Source organism: Thalassoglobus sp. JC818 (assembly GCF_040717535.1).
GTDB lineage: Bacteria > Planctomycetota > Planctomycetia > Planctomycetales > Planctomycetaceae > Thalassoglobus.
The window spans coordinates 314,893-335,015 of sequence record NZ_JBFEFI010000001.1 but is presented as its reverse complement, the minus strand read 5'-3'; the positions used below and the strand labels follow the sequence as shown (position 1 = coordinate 335,015).

The 20,123-nt window shown below is 51.9% G+C and carries 14 protein-coding genes; 3 read left to right on the top strand and 11 right to left on the bottom strand.

Features of this window, described 5'->3' with window-relative positions; genetic code table 11:
* Positions 1-57: 57 nt before the first annotated feature.
* Entirely contained in the window at positions 58-1,623 is a 1,566-nt protein-coding gene (locus tag AB1L42_RS01150) for a sulfatase (RefSeq protein ID WP_367050285.1), read from the bottom strand.
* 202 nt (positions 1,624-1,825) lie between these two features.
* Between AB1L42_RS01150 and AB1L42_RS01145 the strand changes: the two genes are divergently transcribed.
* On the top strand, positions 1,826-3,025 hold the full coding sequence (locus tag AB1L42_RS01145) for an agarase (RefSeq protein WP_367050283.1): 1,200 nt from the start codon (positions 1,826-1,828) through the stop codon (positions 3,023-3,025).
* Positions 3,026-3,323: 298 nt separating this feature from the next.
* Here AB1L42_RS01145 and AB1L42_RS01140 read toward each other — a convergent pair whose 3' ends face one another.
* From AB1L42_RS01140 to AB1L42_RS01115, 6 genes are all read right to left on the bottom strand, one after another.
* Entirely contained in the window at positions 3,324-4,049 is a 726-nt protein-coding gene (locus AB1L42_RS01140; protein ID WP_367050281.1) for a hypothetical protein, read from the bottom strand.
* Positions 4,050-4,204: 155 nt separating this feature from the next.
* Positions 4,205-5,860, bottom strand: a complete 1,656-nt coding sequence (locus tag AB1L42_RS01135) for an FAD-dependent oxidoreductase (protein ID WP_367050279.1) — start codon at positions 5,858-5,860, stop codon at positions 4,205-4,207.
* Positions 5,861-5,899: 39 nt separating this feature from the next.
* A complete protein-coding gene (locus AB1L42_RS01130) occupies positions 5,900-7,174 on the bottom strand; it encodes a putative sensor domain DACNV-containing protein (RefSeq protein ID WP_367050277.1) in 1,275 nt (424 codons plus the stop codon).
* 146 nt (positions 7,175-7,320) lie between these two features.
* Entirely contained in the window at positions 7,321-8,091 is a 771-nt protein-coding gene (locus AB1L42_RS01125; protein ID WP_367050275.1) for a DNA alkylation repair protein, read from the bottom strand.
* A 124-nt stretch (positions 8,092-8,215) separates the two neighbouring features.
* Entirely contained in the window at positions 8,216-8,860 is a 645-nt protein-coding gene (locus tag AB1L42_RS01120; RefSeq protein ID WP_367050273.1) for a hypothetical protein, read from the bottom strand.
* Positions 8,857-9,300, bottom strand: coding sequence for a sigma-70 family RNA polymerase sigma factor (locus AB1L42_RS01115; RefSeq protein ID WP_367050271.1), 444 nt, complete (start codon positions 9,298-9,300; stop codon positions 8,857-8,859). Before AB1L42_RS01115 ends, AB1L42_RS01120 begins: the two co-directional genes overlap by 4 nt.
* A 191-nt stretch (positions 9,301-9,491) precedes the next feature.
* On the opposite strand from AB1L42_RS01115, the gene AB1L42_RS01110 reads away from it, so the two are divergent.
* Both AB1L42_RS01110 and AB1L42_RS01105 read left to right on the top strand, forming a co-directional pair.
* The gene (locus tag AB1L42_RS01110) at positions 9,492-10,859 is read left to right on the top strand and encodes a PQQ-binding-like beta-propeller repeat protein (RefSeq protein ID WP_367050269.1); all 1,368 of its coding nucleotides are present in this window, start codon (positions 9,492-9,494) and stop codon (positions 10,857-10,859) included.
* A 168-nt stretch (positions 10,860-11,027) separates the two neighbouring features.
* Complete coding sequence (locus AB1L42_RS01105; protein ID WP_367050267.1) at positions 11,028-11,774, top strand: family 16 glycoside hydrolase; 747 nt, start codon at positions 11,028-11,030, stop codon at positions 11,772-11,774.
* A 127-nt stretch (positions 11,775-11,901) separates the two neighbouring features.
* Here the strand turns inward: AB1L42_RS01105 and AB1L42_RS01100 are convergent, their stop codons facing one another.
* The 4 genes from AB1L42_RS01100 to AB1L42_RS01085 all read right to left on the bottom strand — a co-directional run bounded on the left by AB1L42_RS01100 (position 11,902) and on the right by AB1L42_RS01085 (position 19,999).
* Complete coding sequence (locus AB1L42_RS01100) at positions 11,902-14,547, bottom strand: CehA/McbA family metallohydrolase (protein ID WP_367050265.1); 2,646 nt, start codon at positions 14,545-14,547, stop codon at positions 11,902-11,904.
* 341 nt (positions 14,548-14,888) lie between these two features.
* Positions 14,889-16,118, bottom strand: a complete 1,230-nt coding sequence (locus tag AB1L42_RS01095; protein WP_367050262.1) for a serine/threonine-protein kinase — start codon at positions 16,116-16,118, stop codon at positions 14,889-14,891.
* Positions 16,119-16,184: 66 nt separating this feature from the next.
* Positions 16,185-19,253 carry a DNA translocase FtsK gene (locus tag AB1L42_RS01090; RefSeq protein ID WP_367050260.1) on the bottom strand — a complete coding sequence of 1,023 codons (3,069 nt, stop codon included), beginning with the start codon at positions 19,251-19,253 and terminating at the stop codon, positions 16,185-16,187.
* Complete coding sequence (locus AB1L42_RS01085) at positions 19,253-19,999, bottom strand: hypothetical protein (RefSeq protein ID WP_367050258.1); 747 nt, start codon at positions 19,997-19,999, stop codon at positions 19,253-19,255. Before AB1L42_RS01085 ends, AB1L42_RS01090 begins: the two co-directional genes overlap by 1 nt.
* Positions 20,000-20,123 lie beyond the last annotated feature (124 nt).

The window sequence follows — 20,123 nt, the reverse complement described above, 5'->3', positions numbered from 1 at the left end:
CAGGATTTAGATGTCAATGATCACTCCAGAGTATGATCTGTCAGCGCTATCGAGCTTTTATTCGATGGATCGAAGAGGTTCGTCGACGATAAACGCTTCCGGGAAATCGGCAGCTTTGACTCCTCCGCGGCTGCGCAGACGTTTATTCTGTTGGTTGCCGCGCGGCGGATTCAGAGGAATCTGTAGGCCTCCCAACTCATCCATCATTTCATAAAGTCGATCCTGCATTTGCTGTTTGATTTCTGCAAACTCGGGATCGTGAACGAGGTTGTTCTGCTCGTCCGGGTCAGCCTGAATATCAAACAACTCGTCCGTGTCCCAAAGCCCGTAGTAGGTTGTGTACTTGTATTGGCTGCCTCGTAGAGAGAAGTGAGTGGGCGTCTGCGGATAGTTCTGCTCCCAGTAGTAGACATACAAGAAGTAGTCTCTCCACGGAATCGATTGCCCCTGCGTCAGCGGGAGAAAGCTCTTGCCATCCATGTGCGGCGGGGTTTTCAATCCCATGGCTTCCATCACTGTTGGGCCGATGTCAATATTCGCGACGACTTCTTCGACGACCGTGCCTCCTTCCGCGATCTCTGGACACTGCATCAACATTGGGACTCTGCTCGATGTCTCGTACGCAACACGTTTGTCGAACAAACCGTGCTCGCCAAACATGAATCCGTTATCGCCCATGTAAATCAAAAGGGTTTCGTCGAGGATTCCCATCTTTTCTAATTGTTGCATTACTGCACCGATGCTGTCGTCGACGCTGCAAAGTGCTTCGCAATATCGTTTATAGAAGTGCTCCACGCTTTGGCCGGTGTGTAACGCAAAGTCCATCCCGTGCCAGCTGTTTCGCTGATCCAACAGCCATCGAGGTCGATTCTTCAAGTTGTTGTCGAGCAATTCGCTTGATGCAGGGAGTTCCATTGTTTTATCGCGCAGTGAGTCCTTGTATTTGGGCTCCGGTGTGAAGGGTCCGTGAACTGCCTTGTGCGAAAGATAGAGGAAAAACGGTTCGCTTTCGTTTGACTGATTCTCGAGAAACTCGATTGCTTTGCGTGTCAAAAGTGGTGTGATGTATCCATCCTGGGGGACTCGTTTTCCATTCTCGTTCAGTGTGTAGTTCGGACCGGGCGGGTAGTAGTTGCCCTGTCCCTTAAAGCTGAACCAGTAGTCGAATCCGGGACGCGGCTCATCACTGGCGTGCCCCATATGCCACTTGCCGATGAATCCAGTTTTGTAGCCAGCTGCTTGGAGGTATTGCGGAAAGTAGATTGTCCCTTCTGGGACTCGGCGTTGATTGTCGATTACGCGATGTCGAAATGTGTAGAGGCCTGTCAAAATTGACGCACGGCTGGGTGAGCAGAGAGATGTCGTCACGAATGCATTCTTGAGATGCACACCGTTCTCGGCCATTGCATCCATATGCGGTGTCTTCGCGAAGGGGTGTCCCATGAAGCTCATTGCGTCGTAGCGGTGATCATCGGAGAGTATGAAGACCACGTTCCGTGGCTTCGCTCCCTCAATTTTTTCAGGGACGATCGACTTCGGAACCGGGACCACGTCGGCCCAAACCACAGAAGATTCAGAAAAAACTAAAGTGATTGTACTCAGCAGCAGCAAGAATGTTTTCATGGTCATTTGAAATACTGTGAATGATTGCGAATTTGGGTGCCTGCGTGTGTTGTACCAAATCACAGCAATCAGTTCCTGGCTGTCGCAGAATCGTACCGAAGATTCGCGTTTGAATTGCGAGTGTTAGACTTTCAGGTACGATCGTCGAAACTTCGAATGTTTTTGATCAGATCAACTTCGATATCCTGACGTGATGATCACTATGAATTCGCGCATTGACCGACGCCGCTTTTTGAGTTGCACCCTCGCAGCTGGTGCTGGGATAACTGTCGCATCGCTGTCGCGGGCAGTTGCAGCGGAAGCGACCAAGACCACTCAGTCAGATCCAACCGGCTACTTCACATTGGGGCAAGAAAAAGGCCATTGGTGGCTGATTACACCCGACGGTCAGCCGTTCTTCACGATGGGCCTCAATCACATCGATCCCGCCAGCCTTCGATATCCAGAGAACCTGCATCTCTGGCGAGAGAAATACGGTGGCAGCACGATTCGCTGGATCGAAGAGTCAGTCGTCCCCAACTTGCATGAATGGGGTTTCAACACTGTCGGATGGGTTCAGGAAGTGACGGTCCGTCTTCCCGAACAAGGTCTGGCTTGGCAACACTCACGCCCTTTCACGATTGATGAGTATCGAGCGTTGGACATGCCCTATTGCCACTTGTTGCCATTCACCGAGTCACACCAGTGGGAGGGGCATACGGTTCATTACGACTTCCGCAGCGAGGACTGGAAAGAGTGGTGTGACTATGTCGCGAGGTCTCACTGTGCAGAGCTGAGCGAAGAGAAGAACTTGATTGGTTATTTCTACAGCGACTGCCCGACGTGGATACACGAGCGTCCCTCAAACGCTTGGCGTGGTCCGATTTTTGATCCAGAACAACTCGAGACTGAGGCCGGTCGTAAAGAGCTTTCCGATCTCGCTGGACACTACTACAAGACGATCCATGATACCATCCGTCGCTATGACAAGCATCACTTGTTGTTTGGCGACCGATACGAAGCCAACGCACCGATTGCTATCGAAGTTGTGAATGCCGCGAAGTCGTACGTCGACGTGCTTTCATTTCAGGATTTCAAAGATCCCGTCAAACATCTTGATGAATGGCACAAAATCACAGGGAAACCAGTTCTCCTCGCCGACGCCGCGAAAGTCGAAGGGAGTAGAAATGAGTTCTTCAAATCGAACAACGGTATGTGGTATGCGGAGACGTTAGCGGCTCTCCACAAGAACCCGGGTTGTGTTGGTTTTCATCTCTGCGGCGCGTACCAGCGCAACAAATCCCGACGACGTGGTTTGCTGGATGAAATGGAGAAACCGGATGAAGAGCAAGTCAAACTGATCACCGAAGCGAACCGGCAGATTAGCCGCCGAATGGACATGGAATTCGGAAGCCCCAAGTGAGATACGATTTAATCTCGTCTCTTACTTCCTTCCACTTTGTTCGAATCTGGCGTTCGCTAACCTCTTAGCGCGGGTTAGATACTTCAGTCGCGATGCTGAAGAAGGAACTCGTTTCTCGGTGCTCATCTCGATGGACTCATTTGCTCTTCATTGTCCGTTGATCAGCTTGCGACATAGGTAAAAGTCAGGCCATTGGTTTGTTGATGACTGCAACTGCAGCGCTCCGGGACTTTATTAGTAAGAAGTCGTTCTGATTGAGAGGCTAATTGCTTCGCAATTTTGTTTCCGCGCGGGCAAGTTACTTTTCCAGCGGCAAATCGAGCAATATCGTAATGTTGTGCCGAATCAATTCATAATCTTCGCCATTGTCGCTCCCAGGTGTTGGTTCTTCGACACTGCTGCGAAACGTGTAGCGTCCGGGTTCCGCTGGTTCGACGAAAACGCGGCCTCGATCGTTCGTTTTCACGTTCATCCGAAATCCTTTGGGACCGCGAATGAATACCATTCGGTCTGAAACTGGTTTTCCTTTCCAAAGTAACGTCAGTTCGAGTTGGTCACCGATGTCGTGTGGCACGAAGTCGAGATCAAGTTGTTCGGCCCTGCCCAGTTCGTGAATTGCATCGTGAGAGGATGCTTTGAGTGTTCTGGCGTAGTAGTGCAAAAGCACTTTCGTTGAGCCGTACTCATAGACACCAAATTTTCCGTAGGTGTCGATGCTGTACTCGTCGGCATCTGAAAATTTGACACGTAACCAGCGATTCTTGTCTTGCTTGACTTCAGTTGCTTTCACCGGCTCAGGGTTCGGATGTGAAATTGTCCGAACCCAAACGTCACTCGAGCCGAGAAAGTGATCCAGATAGTGTCCATCGCCGGCACTGGGTGCTTCTTCGAAATAGATGTTGGCGACACGATTGTCGTCTTGATCGTTCTCGACGATGACCCAGAGATAGTGGGCGTTCGCCTGTTCGACGAAGAGGAACAACGTCAAGACAGCGATTGCGATGTTTGAGATTTTGCGGAACATGAAGATGACTCAATCCACACTTTATGAAGACGAATTGGTTTAGGTGGACGGAAATACTACTCGATCTGAACCACGCAGAACACGGACCTGAAACTGTGAATTGCAGATGAAGACTGTTGGCAGCTCGATCAGAAATTGTTGTCGAAGGCCATCGCCTAGCGGACGAGAGTCTGTTCTTCGAGTGAACTCAGGTACTGATGCACGCACGTGATCGCGAGTGCTCCGTCGCCAGCTGCAAATGCACAACGTTTCGTCGTTCCGCTTCGAACGTCGCCAGCTGCAAAAACGCCTGGACAACTTGTTTCGAGTTCGCAAGGCTCGCGGTCGAGTTGCCACCTGTTGGACCGGCGAATCGCGGGGCCGGTCAGAATGAATCCGTGTTCATCGAGAGCGACTTCGTCAGGCAGCCAGTCGGTGTGGGGTTTCGCACCGACGAAGACAAACACAGCTGCACAAGAAAGTGTTTCAGTTTGACCGGTGTCGTTGTTGTGGATCGTGATTTCTTCCAGACGATTCTCGCCGCCCAGTTCCTGAACCTCGGTATTGTACAAAACTTCAATCGCTGGGGTTTGCTCAATCCGACGGGCAAGATAGTCAGACATGCTTTTTTGTAGGTTATTGCCTCTGAGCAACATTTTGACCTGTTTCGCATGTTGCGAAAGAAACATCGCAGCTTGGCCGGCTGAGTTTCCACCTCCAATAACAATTGCTGTCGAATCGCGGCAAATACGTGCCTGGACGGACGTCGCTGAGAAGTAAACGCCGGCTCCTTCAAGTCGATCACATCCGTCGATTGGCAATCGTCGGTATGAGGCTCCCGTCGCAACAAGCACAGTTTTCGAACGGACAGTCTGGCCGGTGCAAAGTTGAATTGAGTGGTGACCGTCAGCGGTGCATCGCATCGAACGAACCATCACGGGGGCAGTGAACTCTGCTCCAAATTTCATTGCTTGCAGGAAGCCAAGATTCGCCAACTCAGCTCCTGGAAGACCCGATGGAAAACCCATGTAGTTCTCGATCTTCGAACTCTGTCCCGCCTGTCCGCCAGGACCAATGCCATCGACGACCAATGTCTTGAGACCTTCTGACGCCCCATAGACCGCCGCTGCTAGGCCTGCAGGGCCTGCTCCCACGATGAGAACGTCGAACAGCTCATCTTTGATCTGACGAGAAATTCCGAGGCACTCAGCGACTTTTCCGAGAGAAGGGGCACGTTCGACGTGCTCGCTGCAAGCAATGATGGGCGTCTGATCAGCTGTTGCGCCAAACTCGGAGAGCGCAGCTTGCCCCTCAGCTTCGGCGATATCCTGAAACGTGTGCGGAACTTTGTTCTTGTAGAAGAACTCACGAAGCTGGAGTGCTTCTTTCGAGTCAGCACTTCCAATCACTCGGACACCGACGAAGCCTGACGACTCAAGCAGTTGTCTGCGAACTTGAAAGGCCGCAAGAAGTTTGTCGCTCAACTCTGGCACATCGGCCAGCATCCTCCGGATGGTGCAAGCAGGAATCTCGACGACTTCGCAGTCGCCATTCGCGGTCGCAGTCACGACGGATGGACGTCCCGTTAACATTGAAACGTCGCCAGTGAATTCGCATTGCCGATGCGTGTGAACTTCTTTCGAACGCCCACTCGAAGACTCCGTGATCAGCACTTCGCCGGATTTGATCGCGAAGAATGAAATGTTGTGGTCACCAGTCTCAAAGAGAATGTCCCCGTCGGAGAGACTTCGACACGTTCCGAGTTGCTCGATACAAGAGATTTCATTGTCGGTTAACGTCGGGAAAGCGACTGATTTGCTGTCGGTCAACATTCTAAAACTCCGTTCACTGCTGCTTTGTAAGACTCTGGTTTATGGGAGATAAGGCCAGTAACAGAGTTGATCATTGTGATGTGCGACAAAGCGGACGTCGCCATCCTGAGAGGCAACAATTGCCAATGAATCATGTAATCCATTGACGAGCCGATACGCGGATCGATGGCGAGTGCCAGCCGCATCAGCTCGCTCGATGGTTGAGATCTTCGCTTCGAGGTCGAGGGCACGATCAATTTTATGAACAGGAGTTTCTCCAAGAATCTCACCGCCAAACCCGAGTAGGCGAAAACTGTGATCGAGCACAACCGCTCCATCAACGCTCATCATGTCCGCCACAAAATGACTGAACTCGATGAGCGCTTCATCTAACTGTGCCAATTCAGGATCGTGCAATTTCTGATAAGCACTCCAAGTCACAACCTCGAGTTCGTGCGTTCGACCAACATGGAGGGCGCGAGTCATGAGTCGCAACATTACATCGCTGTAAAACGAAGAGGGTCGGTCAGCCTGATACTGAACTCGAAATCGCAACCAGCGTTCACATGTTCCATCGATATGCGATCCGTCTGGCATAAAGATCAGCGTCCCGCCATGTCTTCGGTTTCTTACGAGTCGAAGAATGCGTCGAATAACACTTTGACCGACATCACGAACAAAGGATTCACAGACTTGAGTAGCCTGTGCATTCGGCTGTTCAACTGGAAGCTGTCGGAGCAACGACTCTCGGAATCGAATGAAGCGTCGCGGAAGCCATTCTGATAGGAACGGGTCAAAACCTTCGGTCAGTAGCTGACCGTTTCTCGTTTCGAGGATGCGGGAGAACCCGGAAGCAACAATCAGATGTCCAGGGCCGAGTGATTGAATGACGACGTTTTGCGGAAGTTCGACACCTTTGCTTTGATAGCCATCAACGTGATTCACCCAATCGGTGCCTGTGAGAACGATTCCCCAAATCACAAGCTCTCCGCTTTCGTCGAAATTGACCGCCAGCAGTGACCGGTAGAATCCTGCCGCTGCAGACAGCTTGCGGAGGTTGTAAGGGGTGTAGCTTGAAGGCTCTGCAAAAGGGAGCACACGTAGACCGCGAGGTTCATCTGAAGTCGCACTTGCGAGTTCGTCAGGAGTGGCGGAAATAATTCGACATCGGACGGGATCACCTTCTTCAACCAACAAACTCGCCTGATACATCGTGTCGATCAGTGATTTGAGCGGTCCTGGATCGGGAAGAATGGAAACAGAAAGTCCACGCTTTTCCCACTGTTTCTTCAGTTCGTTGGAGATCTCAATCGGGTAGGTGGAACTTGCAGTCATTCTTGCTTCACACGGGAGCAGTTGATTCAATAGTCTTCACGAACTTCATTTTCGCGACGAGACCCTGATTCGACAAGTTTCCGTTGCGGAATCGCGATTCGATTGCGAAGAACTTTCACACGACAAACTGTCTGCCGAAACGAATTTCACTCGACTAAGCTTTGTGCTTCCGCGATGCCAGCTTTCAACTCTTGCCGCAGAGCGTGTTTAATGATCCACTTGCGTTGATCAGTTGCGCCGCGTTTCCATCGCTTCAGAACTTTCATCGCCACGTCACGATTGTCTTTGAGCATGTCGTTCAAGTGATTCGCAACTGACTTCTGGACGAACCGAATTTGGTCGTCTTTCAAGTTTTCGAGAATGGGAAGAGTCGACTTCGGATCTTCGATTGCGAAGTCCAACTTTTTCGCCCACGGTAATCTCGGCCGACTTCCTTCCGATGCGAGCCTCCTCAAGTGGAAGTTTTCGTCCTCTGACCATTTGAGCATTTGATCGAGCGTTTGCTCCGGGTAGCGAGACAGGTACGGACGAATCGCGAATTCGCCCGTGTTTCGTTTGGTGATCTCGCCAATCGCGTTGAGAGAAATTTCAAGATAATCAAGCCCGTAGTGCTCAACAAACGTCGCGAACGGCATCACCCAATAGTATTCAGTAAACATGCCAGTTTCGTTTGGATTTTCATCGCCGAGGCATTTGAGGATGATGGGAATTGCTGCCTCGTATGAACGTGGGAGATGGGCTTGCAACTGTTTCGCGAACAGCGCGACCCGTGCTTTGAGTTCCAGGTCACTAATACCGTCGCGAATCTTATTGACGAAAGCTTCTCGATTGAATTTGCGATGGTTTTCGGCGATCCGGTCTGCCAACCATTCCGCCAGGGTTTCGTCGAACCAGTCTTTGTGTTTCTTCTTGCTCATAGCAGCCCCCCAATGCGAGTCATCATGCAGAGTTTCTTCCAATTTCGCCTGACAAAGGCAGCATGAAACTAACCTTTGGCATTTAGTTTTAACTCAACCTCGCTCGCTGTGGCGCATTACGAATTTAATCAGTGAGCTGGTCATTCAAAGCGACTGAAAGGTTCTCAAAGCTGGACTCGGGTTCGAGCATTGCCAGGAGATCACCATTCGAGTTCATCAGAATCCATCCGGTATGGTCAGCGGAGTCAAAGAGGTCGCCAACTCCCAGTTCGACACTTTTTTGACGCGTCTCCGCCAGATGGGGCCGGTCGCTGAAATCGAGTTGGACAAACGCGACAGGTTTTTCGGCGAACTCTTTTTGCAGCATCACGAAGTTCTCGCTGATTCCGCGACACTGGTCGCACCGGTCGCGATGTCGGCGAAAAGCGACGAGACGCAAACGACGGTCGATCGTGTCGTCATGCGTCTCAGTTTTGTTAACGACTTCAACGAATTCCTCTGGTGTCTCGACTTCTAATCTCTCGACAGCGTCGGCTTGATTCTCAGCGACTGACTCATTCGTGTCATTCGCTAACTGCCGCGAGAGCAAGATTCCGCAAGCGACGGTCATGATTGAGGCGACGACAATTGCGCCGATCGCAACTCGCTTCCAGCTCTTTGCGTTCGTGACGACATCGCGCATCGCGAAGATGTCGTCAATGCACTCATTTGACGGCGTTAGCTGCTCATAGAATTCTCGAATTTCCGAGTCCGGTGAGTCCTGACTCATGACTGCTTTCCTTCAATGCGTTCTCGCTCTGGAGCGAGCTTCTTCTTTGCGCGAGAGAGTTGACTGAGTACGGTTCCGCGCGGCTGCCCGGTGAATTGACTCAACTCCGCCGCTGTAAATCCCTCAGCACAACTTAAAAATAAAAGCTCCCGCTCATGTTCTGTGAGTCGACTCAATAAAACATCCAGGTCCATTTTATCCATCACAGAGTCGGCGTGACGACTTTTTTTGTCTGCAACCGATTCCGTCGGAAGTGTCTGCCGCGGAAGTTTTCGTCGTCGGTTCTCATCAAAGAACAGATTGCGAATTGTTGTAAAGAGGTACGCCTTGTCGCGAAAGTCACCATGGGCTCGAAAGACGCGGAGACACGCTTCCTGCACAAGGTCTTCGGCATCCTGTCGATGGTGAGTAAGCGAATACGCATAGCGGAATCCAGACACGACCAAGCTTCGGTCGGTGGGATGTGCTGATTGGTGATCCCGTTTGTGCATGCTGAACGAGGCGTTTTTTGACGGCAGAAACGATTTCTCGAAATCCTCTCGGAATTCAAAAAATTGTGCAATCAATGGCCACGGAAATTCGTGTCTTCTGATGTTACCCCCCCCTGCAATGACTCAGACGAGGAAGTGTGATGTCCCGCATACAACAATCGGTCGCTTTTCTGTTTTTGTGCCTAACTACCGTGTCCGTGAACGCCGATTGGCAACGATTTCGCGGACCCAACGGAACGGGGGTTGCTGAGTCGGCGGCTCCTGTTGCTTTCGGAGAGAATCGCAAGATTCAATGGAAGACACCGCTTCCCGGTCGAGGTGTTTCCAGCCCGATCGTCGTCGGTGACATGGTGTTTGTTACCTGCTATTCAGGCTATGGAATGGGTGGCGAGAACGAGCAGATCGAAAACCTTACTCGGCATCTGGTTTGTCTCGACAGAACGTCGGGAGACATTCTCTGGAAGTCGAATGTCGCAGTGAAACTCCCGGAAGACCCGTTCGAAGGCATCGGAGTTCCGCGTCACGGATATGCCAGCCAGACGCCCGTTAGCGATGGAGAGAACGTCTTCGCATTCTTCGGGAAATCAGGCGTCTATGCTTACGATTTCTATGGCAATGAACTTTGGAACCAGTCGGTCGGAACTGGTTCGGGACCGAGAGCATGGGGATCGAGTGCCAGCCCAATCGCGAATGATGAGGCCGTCATCGTGAATGCGTCCGATGAGTCGGAATCGATCGTTTGGCTGGACAAGAAGACGGGTGAGGAAAAGTTTCGGGCAGGCCCGGTTGATGGTTTGGTGAATGTCTGGGGAACGCCTGTCCTGGTGAATGCTCCAAGCGGCCAGGAAGTTGTGATCGCTGCGTCTGGTGAGATTTGGGGACTGAACGCTTCTTCCGGAAAACTGAAATGGTATGCAACTGGAGGATCGGAAGATCCGCGATCAAGCTGCATTGTCGATGGTGAAGTCGTTTATGTGATGAACGGAAGCCGTGGTGGTGTGGGCGCCGTTGCCCTGGAAGCTGGTGGATCAAAAGATGTCAGCGAGTCAAACACTGTTTGGAAGGGGCAGACGTCGACGGAATATGGGACCCCTGTTCTCCACGATGGTCACCTTTACTCGGTCAGCCGTAGCGTGATGACATGCCTGAACGCCGAAACTGGCGAACGTGTTTATCAAAAGCGACTCGACACAGGCGAGACTGTCGGTGATGGCGAAGGCGAACAGCGAGGAGGAATGCGACGCGGAGGAGGAGGTGGAATGAGAAGCCAAAGTGGCCCACCGTCAAATGGTGGCGACTATGCATCGCCTGTTCTCGCTGACGGAAAGATCTATGTGACCACCGATACCGGTGTCGTTTACGTTGTCGCAGCGAAACCAGAGTTTGAGCTCATCGCGACCAATGACATGACGTTCGACAACAGTGGATTCGGCGCGACTCCTGCTATCAGCGACGGCCAACTGTTTCTTCGCTCGCACACACACTTGTACTGCATCGGTGACGATTAAATCCGTCGTCGATCCCTTTATAAGTTTCAAGACGAGATCAAGTTACTCTTGCCAGTGTGCTCGCTTGCGCGATCTCACTCATTAGAACACTGAGTTTGCTCGTGCGAGCAAGTGCAAAGCAAATTTGAGAATGATTTAAACCGCCTATCCATAGGAGTAGTTTCAACTATGTCACGCCGATTCTGCGCTTGCGTTTTGCTTCTTACAGTCTTATTCGTGAGTCCCGCTGAAGCACAACAATCCGATCTCCTCAGTTCAGCGGACAATCTCGAGCTCGTCAATGTCGAATCGAAGATGGTCGAGTATCAAGGGAAACGAGCCGTCAACCTGAATGGGACTCAACAACAGGGGGCGCCGGACATCCGAGGCAATCGTCCTCGACAAGCAGGTGAGCGTGCTGGCGCTGGTGGTCGAGGGGCTCGTGCCGAGAGTCTGGCAATTCTCAAAGGGATCGAATTCACAAACGGAACAATTGAAGTCGAACTGGCTGGCCGCCCCAATCAGAACGCTGGTGACAATGCTCGTGGTTTCATCGGGATCGCATTTCACGTCAACAAGAGTGATCCGATCGCTTACGACTGTTTTTATCTGCGACCAACAAACGGCCGGGCAGATGATCAATTGCGGCGCAACCACTCATGTCAGTACATGTCGCATCCAGAATTTCCATTCAATGTACTGAGACGCGACTTTCCCGGGGTTTATGAGTCGTACGTCGACCTGGCTCCGGCGGAGTGGACGCAGGTGAAGATTGTTGTTGATGGCGAAAAGGCTCAACTCTATGTGAACGGAGCGGAGCAGCCGTGTTTGATCGTGAATGACCTCAAACGGGCTGGGAAGACGGGCGCAATCGCCCTTTGGATGGAACAGTCGACCGAAGCTTACTTCCGGAATCTCGTCGTTTCGGAGAATTAATCTTTGTGTCCCATAACATCAGTTCGCTGTCACCAAACCGCTGACACGATGGCGAAGTAAAACGAGGTTCACGAGTGCGAACTTCCATCGACCAATGGAGTTGATCAGAGCAATCTCAGCATCAGCTCTATTGGTCGCTCTGTTCGATGAGTTCTTGATACGTGCGGCGGGCGTGCTCGTAAGCAGCTTCGGCATCAGCTTGTTCTTCCGAGGCGTAAGTGTTCTGTTTCGATTTCCAGCACTGTTCGACTCCAGCTAGGCACCACCGGGCACTCGCGTTAACCGGTCGTTGTGGCTTACCGTCGACGACGATGTGAATGGGGTTCGTATGCGCCTGCGGAAAAACGCGGATGGCGACCCATTGACTCTCGACAAAATCCGTTTCGAAAGTAATTTCAGTTTCGGTTCCATCTGCTTTCAGCGTTGCGGAGTCAACAGGGTAGCCGTTGACAATCAATTCGACCGGCAAGTCGGGAGCACCATCCAAACGTGCGGCGGCTTGAACGGTGAAGGTGACCTGATCTCCAGATGCGACCTTAAGTTCGCTGCCATCAATTCCCATTCGCGCCGACTCGTTACCCACTTCGGCTTGAAAGTTCAACAGATGACAAGTGCCGTCGCTGACGTAGCTTCTCCCATTGCCAATTGACTTCACCCATTTGCTGAAGGTCAACTCGCCGTCGACTTGTGCATACACGCGGCCAATTCCCACGCGGTCGCCACTCATGCAGGGAAAATCGGTTTCACCACTCGCTGCGACGCGAAAGCCACAGTTCAGAGTGTGATACCACATATTCCATTCTGCAACGCGTTCCGTATTCATCGTCGAAATGAAATCGACAGCTGGAACGAGTTTCCCATCGGGGCCTGGAACCTGGTGAGTCACGTCGACAATGAATTCGTTGGCGCCGATGCCATCGAAGATTGGAATACTGTAATTCGGAAGTGAATTCGCTCCGTCCATTCCGTCGGTTTCAGGGAGTCGACCCACAAACCGAGTCAGCCCGAGTGAAGAGTGAGCCGGACCGCAGACAGCCCCCTGCTCTTTCGCCCAGCGAAGCGTGTTGAGTCCAAGTGTCGGCCAGTGCTCTTTGGATTCTCCGCCGGGATAAATCTGCTCCTGTAAATTGAGGAGGTTAAGATGCCCGGACGCATGCGAGCCAAATCCGGAAACTTCGACATCGTAGCGCAACGTATATGGGGAGCGTGATTGCTCCGCGACTTCTCCGGTGAAGAAACGTTTCTGGAAATCGAAACACGGGCCCCAGGTCAAGCAGCAGCCGACTTTCAGATCTTCACCCATGATGTGACGGATCATATCTTCCGGCTTCACACCGAGCGTCGGGCTTTCATAGTGCAGGCACCCGGCAGCATGGATGTGATGATCACCAGACCACCAGCCTTCCAGCGACGGATCAATCCAGCGGTCAACACGGTAGACCAGCTCCGTTGGAGATTCTCCGACAGTAAGCGTCTTGGTTTCGGGGATCGTCTCAGGACCTCGTGAGCAGACAATTGTATATTCACCCGGTGGAAGAGAGACTGTTTCTCCATCTCCGCGATAGATCTGCCGTTGGAAAAAGAAGTCTGGAGCCAATCGTTTCGACTGAGCGGGATAGACTTGTCCTTCGTCGTCTTTGATCTCGAATTTTGCAAATGCTGGCAACCCATCGCTGTCGATGATGCGAAATGTCACAGGTGTGGCTGCCTGACATTTGAAATCGATGGGAAGTTTTGCCCAGTTCTCTGATCGTTGAGCTGAGTACAGATCAATCCAGTCAATTCGAATCTTTCCCGGCTTAATAAGCGGATCGAGACGGATTCCGGCAAGCTGGCTTTCTGAGTGAAACGGTACCTCGTAGAGCTGTTCACGATTTGGTTCGATGACGAAATTTGTTTGGCGATTTCCAGTCGGCTGAGGAATGTCTTTCGTCCACCAGAAGAGTTGTCCAATTCCGTCGACGTCTGACTTCGCCCAAAAGCGGAGGACCAATGGTCCGCCACGAGCATCGACGTCTGCTCCCATGAATGGATCTCTGCCACTTGAAGTCACATGCAGAGATCCATCGCTGACAGCGAGGTCAACCTGATTCATCGCTCGCCAGCCATCGGTATCATCATCGAATCGCCATTCGCGAATCAATTCGCCGTCGTCACCTGCTCGGTTACTCACGGTAAACTCAAGAAGAGCTTGTTTCGGACCGGGATCGCGACTGTAAATCTGCACAATCCGATACTCCAATTCCAAGCCACTCAAATTCGCTTTGAGAGGCTGTCCATCAAATGAAGAGAGCTGCATCCACCGAGATGAAACTTCGTCAGCTGGTGCGTGTGGGAGCGGCTGAGCATTCGGACTTTCGATCAACAGTCGCGTTCGATGACCCGGTTCATTCACGACCTTGACAAGGAACGTTCGCCAACCTTGTTCGAGTAGCTCTCGCGGAGCTTTTCCTGCTGTGACCGTCGGCGGACCACTCTCTTGCAAGGCGACCCCGGCCAGGCAAAGTGGATCAAGCAACTGCTGAACTTTTTGCGTCACCACTTCTTGGTCTTCGATTTCAGAGAGCCGATTCAGTTCGTCGATCGTGGACTGCGGGAGCGGGCTGCCAATGTATTCCATGGCTTCAATCAGTCGAGCGATTGATGCCAGTAACGGTTGTGATTCGACCTCCGCGACGAAAGGCAACTTCGCATCACCGTCAGCAGCTGAAAGTGGTGAACTGAGACCGATTGCAAGAACGATGAGTTTGAAAAACGGCGATGGCAATTTCATTGGAGCGTCTTCCTCTTTGCGTAAGCTCTATGTGAGCACCTGCAACTGATTCGAGTCGGTTTGAAGTATATCGATCGCAATGAGAGGCCTGAACCCTATGGGCCGCGTCGAGATGTCGACGACATTGCCGCACACGATAATCGCGTTGAATCGCTGGCAGGGAATTCAGATATGCTGACCCCAGAAAGCACGCAAGCTGAGCGTTTGAATGACGTGGTCGACCGGCACGGGAGGAGAAACTCGCACCATCTAAGGTTGCCTCGCAGTGGGTTCAGACGAAGTCCAGTAGTCCGATGGTTGAGTGCTCAATGTCAACGTGAGACCGATCAATCGACGACAGGTTATTCGCTCAGATATTCGCGAAAGACGTGCTGCACGTCGATGATTCCTTCAGGAATGTCCACTCGAAAAGGAATGATCTCAGAGAGATCTTCTCGAAGCTCCAGTGCATTTGCGTAACGGTACTCGGGGCTGGCCAGGCAGCGTGTCAGAACTCGAATTGTGTGTGAGTCGGCAGCGTGATCGCGAAGTCGATGAGCGAAGTCATACGGTGGGCGCTCGAGCGAATTCGTCAGCAGCTGAAACCAAATCACGCCGATTGCAAAAACATCGGCACGGAAACCGTCGACTTCTCGTCCGGGAGTCGACGCTTCCGGTGGAAGATAGAGGGGAGTACCAATGGAGATTGTTTCCCCTGCGTTCGATTGCTGACGCTCATTAAAGTCTTTGGCAAGTCCGAAATCAGTGATCTTGATTTGTGGATGATTTTGGGCATTCGTCAGAATGATGTTGGCTGGTTTCAGGTCGCGATGGCAAATGTCCCAGCGATGCGCTTCGGCGATGCCGTCAATCAATCCACGCACTGCATCTGAGATCAGCAAATCAACTCGATCACTGCGATTCTCGAGAATCCAGTCTTCGAGCGAACCTCCACCAGCGTATTCGAGTGCGAGAAATGGATACTGGCAGTGAGTGACGACATCGAGATACTGAATGACGTTCGGATGATCGTTCAGCTTCTGTTTAATCTTCGAAAGATTGGACTGCTCACGTAAGAGCCAGTCCTTCCCGTCTTCCTGAGTGAAAAACTTGAAAGCCCGTGACTCCGGATAACCCTGGTTAATCCCCATCCAGACTTCGCCGAAGCTTCCCATTCCGAGAAATCGTTCAACGTACCAGTCATGGCCGGGAGCAATCTGGTCTCCTTTTTTCAACTTGGTCTCGATTTGCGAGAGCAGCAGATCGATCATCTTATCGGAACGAATCAGGCTGCTGCGGAGTGTCCCTTGCGTGGTGAGGAATTTCGCCCCGTGGCTGAGATTGATGAGAGTTGCACAGAGTTGTTCGAGTGTCGTCTCGTCCAGCGGAACATCTTGCCGTCGTTCCCAATCAACGACTAACCGGCGAATCTGGTGATCGGTCGTCGTGCCTAAGTTGCCGAGGAACTCGAGGATTCGATCCTGCCGTCGTGTATAACAGAAGCTGCGCACCGCCCCACGAATATGGGGATAACCAGCATTGACCACTGGAGCCAGAATTGAGACCAGGTCAATTAATTCTTTGATTGGCATAAACTTACTCGCGGTCTGCAACTCGATGAAACCGGAAACGACGCTTTAGTTCGAACGAATACAGCTCTAACTGGAAACTCGTAGTGCTGCCTCGAACTCTTCGGGATTAACAAGTGGGCTTTGCAGTCGCAGAACACTCGCAGCACGTTCCCAGAGGAGATCGCCCTTACCGAGCAACTGACATGCGTCAGGACGGTTGATGGCAATTTCCGAATCTCCCTTCGATTTCACTTTGAGTGCGATTCGTCCGGGCAGATTCGTTTTGATAATGGGAGTGACAACGTTCTTCTCCGGTCGTTGCGTCGCCAGGATCAGATGAATACCAGCCGCTCGCGCTTTAGCGGAGAGAGTTTTGAGAGCGGTCTCAAGATCCTCCTTCGTCTCTTTGCTCGCCATCAGGTCAGCGAATTCATCGCAAACAACGACGATGCGCGGCGGGGCGTTCCCAGTTGCGCTCTGAAGTTGAGCGAGACTTGAGACGCGGGCTTTTTGCAGCTGCGAATAACGTTTCTCTGTCTCCTCCGCTGCCCACTGTAAGAGCGGAATCGTCTCGTCGGCAGTGTAAGCAACCGGTGCGTGAAGATAAGGAGAGTCGCCACTTAAATTAAATGTCACTCGTTTCGGATCGATAAGGATTAATTGCAGCTCGTGAGGGGCGAGTCGATTCGCCAGAGCAGCGACAATTGATTTAAGAAATTCGCTCTTTCCGCTTCCCGTCGTACCCGAAACGAGAAAGTGGCACATGTTCGCGTTGGACAAATCTGCCCAGTGTGTTGTTCCGGCAACGTCCTGTCCAACGGGGAAAATGGGCGTGTCGGGACGTGACTTCGGCACATGTTTGATCACTTCCGAAAACGCCACAGTCCTTTTCTGATCTGGTGGGAGTTCCACGTCAACGCAAATTGCTCCGGCTTGTGAATCGATAAATGGAAGATTGTCCAACTCGAGGCGGATCTTTAGATCTTCGGATCTATTCCTCACTTTATTGATGGTTGTTCCTCCCAGCGGACGAACGAGCAGTCTCGCGAAGACGGGGCCCTTTCGGACTTCCATCGCTTCGACTCGAACATTGAGCGTGCGGAGTTGTTCCACGACGAGATGAAGTCGCTGATTGGCCCAGTCAAGTTCCGTCTTCGAGCTCTTTTTCACTGTTACCGCAGTCGCCGTCGAACCCTTCTCGCTTGGTCGATCTGCTTCATTCGAAGACGCTTCATCATCAACAAATGGAAGAGTCGGATTCTTGTCAGTCGAATTATCCGGTCGCGCGGCTGACGCAGAACGTTGCCTATTGGTTTCAATCGGGCGGCATGCTTCACTGAGGCAATGGGCCAGCAGGTTGTTGCCATCCAGAAAAGCCGATTTCACGGCCAGTTGGCGACAGTCATCCGGTTCGAGTGTCTTCCCACCACAAACCAGATTCTGTTGCTCAGCGAGTCGAAGGAGTGACCAGTAACAGTGGAGTTGTTCAAAATCTGTAACATAATCGCGAAGTGAAACCGCTCTTAATGTGCCAGATTCTAAAGCTTCGTCATAAAGCTCCTTCGTCTTTCCAGTGCCGTAAGGAGGTTGGTCATCGTGATGGACGAGGACGCCCTGAGTCGCTTTGTTTGTTCCAACTGTCTTCAGGAAGGCTTTGAGGTAGTGTGAAAAATCTCGTGCACTCTCGAGTTTCGTAAAGCCGAGCACAGACTGTTCTCCGCCCACCGTGATCGCGCAGCCAAATCGCTGATATTTTGGAGTGCTTGTGAGAACATCTTCTTCGATCTCACTCAGCGGTGGTTGTTGAGCATCTTCGATCATCCGCAGAGTGTTGAAAGCTTCGACAAAGATTGCATAGATGTGACTCTCTTGGAGGTGGTCAGGCGAGCGGTTTTTGTCCGTGCGAATCTGATCGAGTTCGTAGTTCCACTTCTGCTGGAATTCGTCTTCGAGGTCCATGCCTTTTGTGGGGCGAATCAGGACATTGGGTTGGCCGTTCTCCAACCATTCCTGAAAGTGTCCAGCTGCCTGATTAAATAAATGGCGGGCTGTCGGCGGATCGTTGCGATAATGTGCCGCCCAGGCGTCGAGGTCCAGTGGCCAATTTCCGTTGGTCGCCTTTTGGCCAGACCATGTGGCCAGACGTCGCTGAAGAAGTTGGCGGATGTGAAATTCGTCGAGCTGTTCAAGTTTCCCTGCCTCGGGCAAATCGCACCGAGAACCGAAAGATGTTTCGCTCCACGCGACGACTTGATCCCATCGGTCGTCGAGACACGACAGAACGATTTGAAGATTCGGAACTTCGTGCAAAAGCGCTGTCAGGGCGTTGGTGTAGTCTTTTGTGGCCGTTTCGCTTCTCAACACTGCATCGAGTTGGTCACAGCAGAGCACAATCGGGACTTCATGTCCGAACAGCGCAGACACCGCACGAAACAACTTCGTGGTTTCAATCGGTTCATCACTGAACCGATATTCCTCGCGAACCGAATCCGGAAGAGTGTCTCCTCGAAGCCACTTTCGAGCATCGGTGCGCATGCGCTCTGGTGCCCATCCCAGCGAAAGAGCTCGGGCGATGTCATTTTGAACTGTCGCAAATGGGGCGTAATCACTCGCCACTGCTTCAGCCAGATTTCGGAACGCTTCAGCCGCCGACACACCATTGGTGATTTCTAAAACGGCGAGCGGGTCGTCCTTGAGCCGTTCCCCCAGTTGATGATGGGTAGCCTGAACCGATGAAGGCAGCCATGTGAAATAGTCTCGAAACGAATCCATCGCGAGTCGAGCCAAACCGAGTTCAAGAGCGCTCGGTTTATTCGACGACCGACGTTGAAACAGCGTTTCGATCAGGTGCCATCGAAAGTGCCGCATCGGGTTTTCGAGCACTTCGATCTGCGGCACAAAGATCGTCAGAATCTGTTTCTCAGTTCGATGGGCAAGTCGTCCGAATAGGTGAGTTTTTCCCACCCCCGGATCTGCCCGCAAAACGCAGATCTTTCGCTGAGGATCGGCGAATTCGCTCGCGGACAGAGAATCGATTCGCGATTCGAGCCACCGGCTGGCAGCATCGTGAAGCGTCGTGACGTCCCATTCCGGTCGATAGTCAAAGGCATGATTTAAGCGGTCGGAAGCAAATGGATTTGACCCGGCAATCGACATTAAGTTCTCTCCACAAAAAACAGTGTTCGGCCCTCTCCCGGAAGTGCATCCTGCAGTTGATCTTCTGGAAGCGAAAGGTCAGTCGTCGCGATCAGTCGGATCTTCTTCTGATTCCAGAGCTCTTTCATGATGGAATCGAGCGTGCCATGGCCAGCCGATTGCATTCCGAATCGCTCCCGAATTCGTCGTCGAACTGCGTAAACAGGAACGTAGCTGCGGTGATGGAATTCGTTTCGTTTCAGCTCAGCAATCTCTTCAAGCACTGCGGAGCGAATGACGTCGCTGGAGACAGCAGTTGAAGTCGAGACAGCTGGAGCCGCTTCGAATTCGTTCGCAGGTGTGGAAAGTTCTGTGCGAGGGTCTTCTGCCTGAGTCGGAGCAGGGACAGCGAGTAAATCAAACTGACTGTGATACTCGCTGACACATGCGATCAATTCATTGATCATCTCTCCAGTGATTTTATTCAGTGCTTCGGGGTATTGCCGCGTCTCTGCGAGTCGACCTCGCCCGCGCTCGGTGATCTCGTATTTCGCCGATCTCCCCTTCTTGTCAAACTCCCGAATATACCCTGCTTCGCACAATTCGGATCGCAACTCTTTCGGCACGCTGACCTTCTTCCCGAAGAGCTTCGAGTTGCCGATTGCGTGTTTGTTGAGGTTGCCAAGGCGCCGCTTCTCCGGGTCGCTTTGGAGAAGTTGTAGCAGTAGAAACGCTTCCCGATATTCGCTTTTATCGTCTTCAGTCATCAGGTACCCGTTCGATTGGAAGACTAATTCGTAGAAGATGAGCCCCATGGTCTGAGCTTACCACACTGATGCTCACTGAAGTTCGTTGCGTCAAAAAAAGATGCGAGCGACGGTGAAGAACAGT